Here is a 13,446-nt window from a genome sequence, read left to right as displayed (position 1 = left end):
TTTAATATCTTGAGAGACGATTGTGACGGAAGCTCATCGAAGGGCGGGAAGACCTACAGATAAAATCGACGCACGGGAGAAGCTGATTTTCCATGCGCGTGAACTCTTCACCATTATGGCTTACGACAAGGTTTCTACTCGCCTAGTCGCGCAGAAAGCAGGTGTGAACGTAGCCATGATTCGCTACTACTTTGGCAACAAAGAAGGGTTATTTGAGACCATGCTGCGTGAAACGCTGTCACCGATGCAAAAGCAAATGCAGGCCTTGTTATCTGACAGTAATGAAAAGAACTTCCTCGACTTAATGCGTACCTACTATCGTGAGATGATCAAAGTACCGCAATTCCCCCGCTTGATTGCTCAAGTCATGCATATGCCCCCTTCAGAGACTCAACGTAAGTTACTAGAAAAAGTCTTTGCTGACATCAGCAAGCCGATGCAAGGCATTATGTTCGATAAGCTCATCGACAGTGGCGTTCTGCGTAAGGATGCCGATCCTCAACTTTGCCGTGTTTCCTACATTAGCTTGATGGTGTTTCCTTTTATGGCACCACCAGCACTGTTGGCGATTCACGGCATTGAGCTCACAGAAGACTTCTTGAACCGATTGTTCGAACACAACATACAACTGATGAAACATGGATTTTTAGACTCGGGCGACCAAAATGAAAATAAATAAAAAACTGCTGTTCTTTCCCGCTCTCGCTGTCGGGGTCGTTGTTCTATTCTTGGCTATCAGCCTAAAGCCCGATTTGCCAGTTAAACCAGCCGGTGACAGAGCAAGGTTAGTTGAAACCATTCCATTAGAACTCAAAGCCATTGCCCCAGTAGCAATAGGGTTTGGCAAGATAGCACCCAAAGTGGAGTGGAAAGCGATAGCCGAAGTGACAGGTAAAGTGGTTTACCGCCATCCGCAGCTTGAAAAAGGACAAGTGCTGCAAGCAGGAACGGAAATCTTGCGCATCGATCCTCTCGATTACGAACTGAAACTGGTTCAAGCTCAAGCCGATCTCAAATCTGCCGAAACCTCTCTGGCTAAGCTGAACCAAGAAGAAGCGAACCTCAACAGCACACTCAAAATAGAAGCCAACCGTCTGGTTATCGCCAACAAAGAGTTAGACCGTAAACAAAACCTGCGTAAGAAAGGTCTAACGTCTCAATCAGATGTAGATCAGCAAGAGCAAAGCGCGCTCTCTCAACGTAAGTTAGTGCTGGATATCGAAAACCAAATCGGTTTGATGCCAGATGAAAAGCGTGTCGCAGAAGCCCTAGTTAAGGTCAATGCATCAAAAGTGGATGAAGCGAAACGTTCGCTTGATAAAACCATTATCACCCTTCCTTACGACTTGCGTATTGCAGAAGTCGAAATTGAGCAAAACCAAGTAGTGAACCTCCAGCAAACCATGGTGACCGGGCATGGGATTGATGTCATGGAAGTGGAAGCTCAACTGTCCATTCATGACATGCAAACTTTGGCGGCAAGTATCGGTGAGTTTGTTCGTGATGAATCTGGTATTCCACAACCTGATATGAATGCGATTCATGCCAACATTGAACTCAGCAGCGGTAACCTCTCTGCAAGTTGGCCAGCGAAAGTGGCACGCATTAGTGAAACGGTTGATCCAAGCCAAGCGACTGCTGGTGTGATTCTGGAAATTGAACAAGACTACCGTGCATTAAACCCAACTTCTGCTCCGCCATTGGTGAACGGCATGTTTGTGCGTGCCTTGATTGAGGGGCAAGAGAACCCGAGTTGGGTCATACCAGAGCGTGCGCTTCATGGCGATAAGATTTACCTGATGGGCGAAGACAATCGTCTTAGAGTCGTGACGGTTGAAGTGTTATATCGCCGCAATAACCAAGTGGTGATCGATGGTGAACTAGAGCAAGGTCAGAAGCTGATCATCAACGATTTACTGCCTGCGATTAACGGCATGCTATTGAAAGAGTCACCAGAACAGTCAGAAGCCACTATTGAGGAATCTAATTCATGATCCGATTCTTCGCCAAGCACCCAACAGCAGCCAACTTGCTGATGCTAACGCTGCTGATATTGGGTATTTCTTCACTTTCTACGATTAAGCGTGAAACCTTTCCTGAGTTTGACCCGCCCTACATCCTAGCCGGTGTGGTTTACCCTGGCGCTTCCCCGCAAGAAGTCGAAGAGAGTATCTGTGTCCGCATGGAAGATGCTGTTGATGGCCTTGCTAACATTGAAGAAACGCAATGTGAAGCGATTGAAGGCTCTGCGCGTCTTATCTTAAAACTGAATGAAGAAGCCGACATCGGCCGTATGCTGGTCGACGTTCAAACTCAAATCAACTCGATTAATGACTTCCCACAAGAAATTGAGTCTCCCGTAGTCCAAGAGCTGGATTGGAATGAGCCAGTTGTGGATGTCGCGATCACTGCAGACACCACATGGCCAGAGCTAAAAGCCTATGCAGAACAACTTAAGCGCACGTTAAAGCTCGATTACGATGTGTCTTTGGTTGAAGTTGCAGGCTTCTCTGACCACCAATACCGAGTAGAGTTAGATACTCAAGCCATTCGCCAACTTGGCTTGAGTGTTGGCGATATTGCTGAGCAGATTGGTCGTCAGAACGTCAAGTTGCCAAGTGGTAATGTCGAGACGCCAGATAAGAACTTTCTGATCCGCTTTGACGAACGCCGCGTGACGCCGGAAGAGCTTGAGACTATCGTCGTGGGCTCTGGTCCAAATGGGTCAATCATCCGTCTAAGAGACATTGCGACGATTACCGACCGATTTGAATTGGACGAACAGAAAGTCCTCTTTGATGGTCACCCTTCTGCCCTACTAAAAGTCAGCAAAAACAAAGAAGACGATGCACTGCGCATTAAAGAACGTGTTGCTCAATTTGTCGAAGAACAACAAGCCATCGCGCCAGACGGTGTGATGCTACAAATGACCAATGACCTTTCATCCGTGCTTTGGGATCGCCTGACCATGATGGTCAAAAACGGCTGGCAAGGTATCATTTTGGTCTTCGCCACCATGTGGTTATTCTTTAGTTTTCGCTACTCTTTTTGGGTCGCAGCTGGTTTACCCGTTGCCTTCTTAGGTGGGTTATTTTTGATGGCGCAGCTTGGCCTGTCCATCAACATCATGTCTTTAGTCGGGTTACTCATGGCCATCGGTATCATGATGGATGATGCCATCGTTATTGCCGAATCGATTGCCGCTCACCTCGACCGAGGAGAAGAGATCGATGATGCCGTTATCAAAGGAGTGAAAAAAGTACTGCCAGGGGTAATTTCTTCCTTCCTAACTACGGTGTGTATTTTTGGTAGCTTGTTATTCCTGCAAGGTGAAATGGGTGCGGTACTTAAAGCAGTTCCTCAAGTTCTGATCCTCGTTTTGAGTTTGAGTTTGGTGGAAGCCTTCTTGATCCTACCTAACCACCTTTCTCATTCGCTACATAAACAAAAGCAAGAGCGAAAAACACCGAAGTTCAAACAAAAGCTGCTCGCTTCTTTTGAAAACTTCCGCAACACCACCTTGGTCAACGCAGTGGATAAAGTAGTCGAGTATCGCTATGCCTTTATGGGCGGTGTGGTTGCCTTGCTTCTTATCTCCGCTGCCACGTTAGTTGGCGGTTTGCTCAAGTTCCAACCCTTCCCTGAACTGGATGGCGACATTGCAGAAGCGCGCATTATTCTTCCTCCGGGTTCTTCTCTGTCTCAAACGGAAGCCGTCGTCGATAAGATCGTCGCTTCCGCTCAAAAGCTAGATAAAGAATGGACAGAGAAAGTGGAAGACGGCAATCCATTGGTTCTGCACATCACCAGTCAATTCAATGCTAACGCCGATGCGAATGAATCTGGCCCTCATATTGCCACGGTGCGTCTGGATTTGCTGGGTGCAGAGAGTCGTAACACACTCATCGATGAATTTATCGATGCATGGCGCGAAGACATCGGTGAACTTGCCGATCCTATCTCGTTGGTATTTAAACAACCGACCATGGGACCGGGTGGCCGGGCGATTGAGATTCGAGCGAAGCATGATGATCTGGATGCGCTTAAAGCAGCCTCTATCGACATTCAGCAATACTTGAATGAGTTTGACGGTGTCCATGGCGTGTTGGATGACATGCGTATGGGTAAAGAAGAAGTCTTGGTTAAACTGCGTCCGGGCGCAGAAGCTTACGGGATTAACGGCCAACTCATCGCCAATCAATTGCGTGCGGCTTTCTTTGGCCAAACTGCAGACGAGATCCAAGTTGGGGTAGAAAACATTTCCATCGAAGTTCGCCTCGATAAAGCACAAGCCGGTGACTTACAACAATTGGCAAACTTCCCAATTATCTTGTCCGATGGCAGTCAAATCCCACTCGCGACCATTGCGACTTTGGATTTCCAACGTAATTACGTAAGAATCCAGCGCATTGATGGCTTGCGCACCGTGAGCGTATTCGGCGATATCGACAATACGAAAGCCAACTCAACCGCCATTATTCGTCAGTTCCAACAGGATGAAGCGCCAAAGCTTATGCAAAAGTATCCTGGTCTTCGCTTTGATTTTGAAGGCGAAGCCAAAGATACCGCTGAAACTGGGGCATCAATGGGTAAAGGCTTCTTGCTTGGTTTGTTTGGCGTGTTTGCGATTCTGAGTTACCAGTTCCGCAGTTATTTGGAACCATTCGTCGTCATGCTCGCGATTCCGCTCGCCTTTATTGGCGTGGTATGGGGACACATCCTACTCGGTCACTCATTAAGTATGCCAAGTATGATGGGCTTCGTCTCACTAGCGGGGATTGTGGTGAATGACTCGATTCTGTTAGTTCAGTACATACGCCATCATGTCGATGAAGGGGATAATGTGCACGACTCGGTAGTCAAAGCCAGTCGAGAGCGCTTTAGAGCAGTATTCCTAACATCAATGACCACTGCAGCAGGTTTGCTTCCGTTACTGACTGAAACCAGCCTGCAAGCACAGGTTATCCAACCACTGGTTATCTCCATCGTGTTTGGTATTTTTGCATCCACTCTGCTGGTGTTGTTTATGATCCCTGCCGCGTATGCCATTTTAGCTGACTTCGGCCTAGTCCATAAGCACGAAGAAATCTAAAACGACTGATAAGTTTACTTATCAAAATGAACAAGAGCGGCTTTGGTCGCTCTTATTGTTTTCAGTGAAAAGCGTTAAAAACAACACAAACACTTAACAAATGCAGGGTTATTATGTGGCATTAAGTGCAAATATGAACAATTGAGAATGCGGTATGTCGAGTTTTATATAACCAACTCAAATGATCACCATAGGATTTATGATAAGTTTTATTATCAAAAACGACATTTAGCACAGTATAAATACACACAGACAACACATTCACAATTTGAACTAACGATAATGAAATCATTGATTGAAGAATTAACATTTTAACAATGATTACAACAATGTTAACTTTAGCCTCGTTGGTCGCACTGGTGGTAAGCCTCTCACCAAGCCTATTGTCAGTATGATATGGACGTTCGACCATCTCCAAAATGAATAGACACCCAATTTGGTGCCCTTTTTTCGCCCGTGAAGGTATTCTTCGCGGGCTTTTTTCTATCTGCCGTATTTCTCCTATTCAATTCCAGTTTTGGCGCATCCTCCTTAATCAACAGACATAAAAAAGCCAACCCATTAATAGGTTGGCAAATAGAGCAACAAGGTTGACGCTGACTGCTCACTAACGTCGTGCTTGTATCGGATGCACTCTGGTTAATCACTCGTCCTTGTGACTAACACGGAATCTTTGTCGTCAGAGGTTATGACTTGGTTGCCTCTGTCTTCTGGCATTTGATCTTTACCAGTTGAGCTTGTTGTTCTTTGATGTGTTTAACAATGCGTTCATCGCGTTCATCAATAGCGTCCATGTTCATTTGTTGGATGTCCGCAACCGCCTCATGCTTCATTGTTGTAAATTCTTGACGTAAATCCGCACTCCACTCTTCTTTGTCTAGAGTGTTAGCAGCAGCGATTGGTGATGACATTACAGCAATAAGACCTAGAGTAGATAGAAATACGCTTTGCATAATAAGCTCCTTAGGGATTAGCAGTTCATTGGGTTGCATTCTATACATTGCACATAAGATGCCAACTTTTTAAACCTTTAATATCAACAACTTAAACAAAATTTTATTTTTCTACCATCTGCTTAATGGCGAATTTCACACACACAGTGTTAAATTAACCAGCGATATTTATGAATATTTAACCATTCACCCAACTTATAGTATAGATAGTCCATTTCAGTTCGCTTAAGGCACAAAAAAAGCAGCCCGAAGGCTGCTTTAGATTTTCGCTTTAGGTGAAACTAGCTTTGCGTGCTTTCGTTACCGACAGTGTTTGATGACTGTGATTTGAACTTACCTATCAAACGACCAAAGAATCGTTTAACAATGCGGAAGATGTTTTTAATATCCTCGAGCATCAGGTACAGACAAGGCACCAGAATCAAGGTAAGGACAGTTGCAAACAGAACGGCAAAACCAAGCGCGACCGCCATCGGGATAACAAAACGCGCCTGCAAGCTGGTTTCAAACATGATAGGAAGTACACCAGCGAAGGTGGTAATAGACGTCAGCGTGATCGCTCGAAAACGAGCACAGCCTGCTTCAACAACCGCTTGCTTAATGCTCATGCCTTTTTCTCGCACTTGGTTAACGTAATCTGTCATCACCAAAGAATCGTTGATAACCACACCCGCTGCCGCGATTAAACCAAATGTCGACATCATGCTGACGTCCATATCCAGCCAGAAATGTCCCCAAATCGCGCCCGTTAAGCTAAACGGAATCACCGACATGACGATAAGCGGTTGGGTGTAGCTCTTAAGCGGCACGGCCAGCAAGATGTATACGATGATCATGCCTGCAATGAAGAACATGATTTGCTCGTTACGCTGTGCTGCTTGCTCTTCGATGTCACCACCCAGTTCCGTTTTCACACTTGGGAAAGCTTGCTTCATGTCCGGTAAGATGTTGTCGTCGATAACTTTCACGACTTCTTGAGGTTCAACCAACTCTTCATCTATAGAGCCATAGACATAAACGGTTTGATAACCGCCTTCACGTCGAATGGTACTCACACCCGGTTGCTCGTTGATTTTCACCACATCGCCAAGCATGACCTTCTTACCTGCTGGCGTGGTAATCACAGCGTAACGTAGTGATGAGAAGGCTTCACGCGTCAGTTGCGGGTAACGCACCATAACCTTAATTTCTTCGCCATCACGGATAATGCGCTGCGCTTCGCCGCCGTAGAAGCTGCCACCCACTTGCTCTGCTATCATGGTGAGATCCAAGCCCAAATCATAAGCAACAGGGGCAAGTGATAGCAGTACCTCTTTACTACCAGAATCGATAGACGAAGAAATATCGTACAGACCTTCTTCTTGCTGAAGTCGACCAATCAAGTAGCGACCCGCTTCGTTTAGCTCGTTAATGTCCGAACCAAACAGCAAGTAGCCAAACTCGTCGCGGTCACCGCCACCTGCACTTTGCTCGCGGATCTTAAAGCTCTTCATGCCCGGTATGACTGGCATTGCCTCACGCCAACGACGTGCAAGTTCAAAGGTATTGAATGGGCGCAGTTCTTCATCCACAAGCGGCACAAGAATACGACCTTCAGTACGGCTGCGGTTGTAAGAAAGCACATCACGAATCATCCCCTGGCCATGCTCATCAATGATCTGGTTTTCGATTTTCTGCATCACGCCTTCAATGGTTTTTAACGCATTGATGGTTTGCTCGCTCGATACCGTGTCATTCATCTCAATCGTAATCGCCGGATAATCCGTTGGAACTTTCGGGTTTGGAATCACACGCACGTAGTTCGAGCTAACTAAAGCAGCACTAATCAGTAACAGACCACAGAAGAAGGCAAATACGGTCCAACGCCAATGAGTACAAGCTTTAACAAAGCTGCGGTAAGGACCATTAACAAAGCCGAAGAAACGCTTGTTGAAATTATCACGCCAACCGCCTGCTTTGATTGGCGTAAAGTTGGTGTGGGCTAAGTGAGCCGGCAAGATCAGCTTAGATTCAATCAAGCTAAAGATAAGACACAGGATCACCACACCCGCAATACCGTAGAAGAAGGCACTATCAATCCCACTTGAGAGTAGGAATGGGGCAAACACCGCTATCGTGGTTAATACACCAAAGGTCGCCGGAGTCGCGACACGCTTAACACCCGTCACAACGTTCTCAACACCACCTCCCTTCTCTTCGATCTCACTGTAGGCACTTTCCCCGGTTACGATGGCGTCATCCACCACGATACCGAGCACCATGATAAAGGCGAACAAAGACACAATATTCACGGTGATACCCAGCATTGGCATCATCATTACTGCGCCTAAGAAACACACTGGTAGCCCCAACATTACCCACATTGCTAAGCGGAAACGAAGGAATACTGAGAGCATGATGGCCACCAACGCGGCACCTTGAAGAAGGTTTTTCAGCATCATGTCGAGACGACCATTTAGGTAGTAAGTCATATCGACGAGAACTTTCAGTTGAATGTCATCAGGTAAGGTTTTGTTCTTTGCTTCGATGTAGTTACGAACGGATTCAGCCACTGGGATGATGTTTTGATCACGCGTGGCTTGAACCGCCATGTAGATCGCGTTTTGACCCGAGTATTCGAAGTAACGATCTTCTTCGGTGAAGCCGTCTTTAATCGTTGCGATGTCTTGTAACAGAACTTTTGCACCGTTTGCGCCAAGCTTAACAGGGATATTGCGGAACTCATCACCACGGTAGTATTGGTTCTCAATACGTACTGCGATCATGCCTGCGTTGGTTTTTACTTCACCTGCAGAAAAGTTCGCTGAGTAGCGACGAATCGCGTTACTCACATCACTTAGCGTTAAGTCATATTTACGAAGAATCAGCGGATCAACTTCGATAGCAATCTCTTCTTCTGGGGCATTAAGATCCACCAGCATGACATTTTTCAGTTGCAGTAATTCGTCTTCAACTTGTTTCGCGATAGGTTTGAGCTCTTCCAGTGGTCTATCGCCCACCAAGCCCATTTCTATCACCTCTTGTCGCCATTCCACCTGATAAACGTTGATGGGTTCCATGCCTGCCGGCAAATTGGATAAGGTGTCTACCCGTTGCTTTACATCGTCCAATACACGTTTGATGTCGGCATTCACATCCACTTCTATCGATACATAAGCGCTGCCTCGAGAAGCTCGTGCCACGGTCTTTTTGATGCCAGTGACGTCTTTGATTGATTCTTCGACTTTAACCAAGATACTCTCTTCAATCTCTTGCGGAGAGGCGCCCGGATAAGCCGCTCGAATGTTGATGTAGTTAACTTCTACGTTCGGGAACATTTGTCGTTGAATGAACATGAAGCTCACGATACCCATCACGATGATGAACACCATCATTAGGTTCGCGGCGACAGAGTTATTCGCAAAATAGGCAATGATGCCCTTTTGTTGATTCTCTTCCATGATTGACTCCTACTTACTGTACGACGGTTTCGGAGTCGTCATTCTTTTTTGCGACTTGGACAGCCATGCCTTTTTGCGGGTACTCAGGTAACGTCAGAACCAGCTTGTCTGATTTCTCAAGACCTTCCCCAACAAGTAGGAACTCACCTTCTGCACGAAGTACGTTGACCGTTCTAGGTTGCAGTTCATTTTCGCCATTCACGACCCAAACGGTGCGGTTCTTAACTAGCTCCTGAGGGAGACGATAAATGTGCTTGAGTTCTTTACCGGTAAAGCTCACTTCAACGTATGAACCAAACTTAATCGGTGGCTGATTGTTGTCTAGACCATATGGGTCACGAACTTGAATCACCATATTGATCATGCGCGTCGCGCTGTCGATCATGCCGAGATCGCGAACGACTTTACCTTCACGAGTCGTCGATAGAATGCCTTGCTGCGTTACAGTCGCACGTAGCTCTTTCAAAGATTCAGGAAGGAATGCGCTGTCAAAACCAGCGATAGGAACGTGGATCTCCGCCACTTCGATATTATTCAAGGTTGCAACGCGGGAGCCGGAAGAGACAAACTGCCCCACACCGATATCACGCTCAACAACAAGCGCATCGTATGGCGCAATCACTTTACAGTTTTCTAGGTCACGGTTAGCTCGCTTCAACGCAGCTTGTGCAGACTTCACTTGCGCCTGAGCACTCAAAACATGCGGCTTACGTAAGTATAGGTCTGTGACTTGTTTGTCACTTAACTTTTTCGCTTGGCGTTTTGCGACTTCCGCTTTAGCTTGTTCCTCGATCAACGCAGCACGTGCACTTGCCAAGCCCGCTTCTGCTTGTAGAACAGCCGCTTCATAATTATCACTTTCAATCGTGAATAACACTTCACCACGCTTTACGATTCCACCCGTCACAAAATTTGGGTGCCAACTGATCACTTCGCCGCTAACTTGCGCTGCTAAGTGCGTTTTTTCGAATGGACGCATTTCACCGTGACTGGTGATAACAACTTTATGATCGGTAGGAAAAAGTGAAGAGGTTTGTACTGTGGGTTCAGTAATGGTGTCTTTGATTGACTCTTTTTCGGGCGCAGTAGCGGCAATCGCGGCATAACCCGCATAAGAACCACCAACTACGACGAAGGGTAAAAGCCAACGTAATACTGGTTTTGCTAACATCAAAAATCCTTTTTTATTTTTGTATTCTCCTGTTCATCCCCGTCAGGCCTTCGCCTTAGAGCTGAATTAACAAACGGAACGTTCGATAACCCAATCTCCTACTCCCCGCGGACAAACAGTGAGTGTTTGCATCTGAAATAGACAACTTTATAAGAGCGCCGTGCTTCCGCTGTGTTTCGCGATTATCAATCACAAAAGAACTATCCATGGCAAGTTAATAAAATTAACAAAAACTTAACCATCTCCGCAAGTTACGACCTCTCACGCTCACTGTTTATGCGCAATCGTCATGCCAAACGTTTACTCTTTAAATATCAATAAGTTAAGTTGAAACCGTTATTTCCCTCAGTGCAGTGTTGGTAATAACCACCAGATATTAGTGATATTGACCATTTCTGAGCAAAACATAAGTAAAAAACATGATATTGTCCGCCCGAATAATATGAACTCGAAGTAACCCTTCTTCAGCCGATGAAGGCTTCTGTTTATTGAGAAATATGCGACTTAGCCACATTCAGATGCGTTACCCACATTCTAAGCTTGATATATAATCAAAGAGTTACGTTGTGTATAAACAAGGAAGTGTGCATTGCTACGTTTACTATCTAAAGCCATCTTGGGGTCTCTACTCCTACTCGTCTCGGCATGTTCATCAATTCAGCCAAGAGAGCCAAGTGAGAAATCCACCAGTTTTCAGTTCGGGTATCAAAGCGACTCATCGTTGGCTGAGTTCTTTGAAAGTTACGACAAAGACCCCAACTCAGATACTGGCTTTTACCCTCTAAATCAGGGAAACGACGCGCTATTAGCTCGAATAGCACTGATTGAATCTGCCGAAAAAAGCCTAGATTTACAGTACTACATCTATCGTAGTGACGAGACCAGTCAACTGATGACGTGGCGCTTGTACGAAGCAGCAAAGCGTGGCGTACGCGTTCGCCTGCTTCTAGATGACATGCAAAAGCGAAATGATGCAGGAATGGCAGAGTTAAACGCCCACCCAAACATCGAAATCCGACTGTTTAACCCGCACCAATATCGAAATGCTCGTGTATTTGCACTGGCAAGTGACTTTGAACGCCTTAATCGTCGCATGCATAACAAAGCACTTATTGCCGATAGCGTGTCAGCCATCGTGGGTGGAAGAAACATTGGCAACGAATATTTCTCTTTCGAATCCAATTTCGAATTCGGTGATTTTGACGTGATGTTATTTGGTGAAGTCGTCACTCAAACCGCAGATCAATTTGATCTGTACTGGAACAGTATTTATGCCGTCCCTATGGAATGGATCGTACCTGAAGCAGATAAAGTGGCGGATCAGGCTATTCAGGCCCAAGTAAAAGCACTTGAGTTAGAAGAAAAGTTCTCGACTGGCCCATACAACTTTAAAGAACTCGACCTTTACGAAGAATTACAGCAAGGGAACCTCAATCTGTATTGGGGTAAAGGTGAAGTGTGGTTCGATTTACCCGATAAGATTGCCACTCAAGAAAGTCAACTGGTCGCGAACTTGGGTGAACTCCTTGAGAGCGTTGAAGATTCTTTTGTCCTAATTTCCCCTTACTTTGTGCCGACAGAATCGGGAACGAAAGCCCTGACAGATGCAGCAAAACGAGGGATTAACATCACCATCGTGACCAACAGTTTGGCGTCAAACGATGTCTTTGCCGTTCATGGTTGGTACTCAAAATATCGTGAAGATCTAGTAAAAGCAGGCATCAAGCTCTGGGAAGTAAAAGCCAGCGCTAAAATCAAGAGTAAATGGAGCTTAACCGGTAGCAGCAGAGCTAGCTTGCATGCAAAACTTATGATGATTGACGAAAAAAAATTGTTTGTCGGCTCAATGAACTGGGACCCGCGCTCCGCAGAGTTAAATACTGAAATGGCAATCGTCATTGAACAACCAGAATACGTGCAAAAGCAACAAACCGTTTTGCCAGAGCAGCTGAAAGAAAATGCCTATCAAGTCGTAATAAAAGATGGTGATATCGCATGGATTGATCAAGCGACAGGCGAAGAATTCGATTCAGAGCCAGAAGCCAGCGTGTGGAGAAAAATGGGCGCTTGGTTCTCGGGTATTCTGCCAATCGAGGATCAGCTCTAACTTCCCAGCGAAGATAACGTCAACAAATCTAAATCAAAACGCTATTCAACACTGAGTAGCGTTTTTACACATGAGAAAGGAATCGCAATGTCAGTAACATGGAACGATTACTATCAAAAGGTTGCGAGCCAACCTCACAGACCAAACGTAGAACGTGCCGCCAATCTGCTTAAACTCGACAACAAAATCGCCATTGATGCAGGATGCGGTACTGGCCGAGATTCCAACTACCTCCTCAATCAAGGCTTTACCGTTTACGCATTTGACACTCATCAAGATGCGGTGGAAACTTGCTTGACGCGTTTCGAAGGCAATCCTAACTTTTCCATATCGCAGTCTTGCTTTAGTGACTTTGATTACCCGCCATGCAGCTTGTTCATTGCCAGTGCGAGTTTGTTCTTTTGCCCTAGTGAGCAATTTGAAAGCGTATGGAAGAGAATCGACTCAGCCTTAGTCTCCGGTGGTGTTTTTTGTGGGGATTTACTGGGCGTGAAAGACTCTTGGGTCAAAGCCAAAACGCATCCAGACATCAGTGCGTTCACCAAAGATCAAGTCGAAGTATTGTTTGAAGGATATGACATTCTCCACTTCCATGAGCGAGATGAAGATGGCAGCACAGCCCTAGGTAATGCCAAACATTGGCATATGTTCAGCATCACTGCAGTCAAACGTTAATTCGTTAC

Annotated in this window: 8 protein-coding genes; 5 read left to right on the top strand and 3 right to left on the bottom strand. The window is 45.8% G+C overall.

Annotated features, from left to right (window positions below; all coding sequences use genetic code 11):
- Positions 1-22: 22 nt before the first annotated feature.
- The 3 genes from KJB05_RS20170 to KJB05_RS20160 are packed head-to-tail and all read left to right on the top strand — an operon-like array spanning position 23 to position 5,092.
- Positions 23-679 carry a TetR/AcrR family transcriptional regulator gene (locus tag KJB05_RS20170; protein WP_208445970.1) on the top strand — a complete coding sequence of 219 codons (657 nt, stop codon included), beginning with the start codon at positions 23-25 and terminating at the stop codon, positions 677-679.
- Positions 666-1,994: an HlyD family secretion protein gene (locus tag KJB05_RS20165; protein ID WP_208445971.1), complete on the top strand. Its 1,329-nt coding sequence runs from the start codon at positions 666-668 to the stop codon at positions 1,992-1,994. The genes KJB05_RS20170 and KJB05_RS20165 overlap by 14 nt, the downstream gene beginning before the upstream one ends.
- Complete coding sequence (locus tag KJB05_RS20160; protein ID WP_020196082.1) at positions 1,991-5,092, top strand: efflux RND transporter permease subunit; 3,102 nt, start codon at positions 1,991-1,993, stop codon at positions 5,090-5,092. The genes KJB05_RS20165 and KJB05_RS20160 overlap by 4 nt, the downstream gene beginning before the upstream one ends.
- Positions 5,093-5,778: 686 nt before the next feature.
- Here KJB05_RS20160 and KJB05_RS20155 read toward each other — a convergent pair.
- From KJB05_RS20155 to KJB05_RS20145, 3 genes are all read right to left on the bottom strand, one after another.
- Positions 5,779-6,045 (bottom strand): hypothetical protein, encoded by a 267-nt coding sequence (locus KJB05_RS20155; protein ID WP_005429553.1) that lies wholly within the window; start codon positions 6,043-6,045, stop codon positions 5,779-5,781.
- Positions 6,046-6,326: 281 nt separating this feature from the next.
- Positions 6,327-9,485: an efflux RND transporter permease subunit gene (locus KJB05_RS20150; RefSeq protein ID WP_208445972.1), complete on the bottom strand. Its 3,159-nt coding sequence runs from the start codon at positions 9,483-9,485 to the stop codon at positions 6,327-6,329.
- A gap of 13 nt (positions 9,486-9,498) precedes the next feature.
- A complete protein-coding gene (locus tag KJB05_RS20145; protein WP_208445973.1) occupies positions 9,499-10,656 on the bottom strand; it encodes an efflux RND transporter periplasmic adaptor subunit in 1,158 nt (385 codons plus the stop codon).
- 589 nt (positions 10,657-11,245) lie between these two features.
- Between KJB05_RS20145 and KJB05_RS20140 the strand changes: the two genes are divergently transcribed.
- Positions 11,246-12,763, top strand: a complete 1,518-nt coding sequence (locus tag KJB05_RS20140) for a phospholipase D family protein (RefSeq protein ID WP_208445974.1) — start codon at positions 11,246-11,248, stop codon at positions 12,761-12,763.
- Positions 12,764-12,850: 87 nt separating this feature from the next.
- Positions 12,851-13,438: a class I SAM-dependent methyltransferase gene (locus KJB05_RS20135; protein WP_208445975.1), complete on the top strand. Its 588-nt coding sequence runs from the start codon at positions 12,851-12,853 to the stop codon at positions 13,436-13,438.
- Positions 13,439-13,446: the final 8 nt, after the last annotated feature.

Source organism: Vibrio sp. B1ASS3, assembly GCF_905175355.1.
GTDB lineage: Bacteria > Pseudomonadota > Gammaproteobacteria > Enterobacterales > Vibrionaceae > Vibrio > Vibrio owensii.
This window is presented reverse-complemented; position numbering and strand designations above follow the sequence as displayed.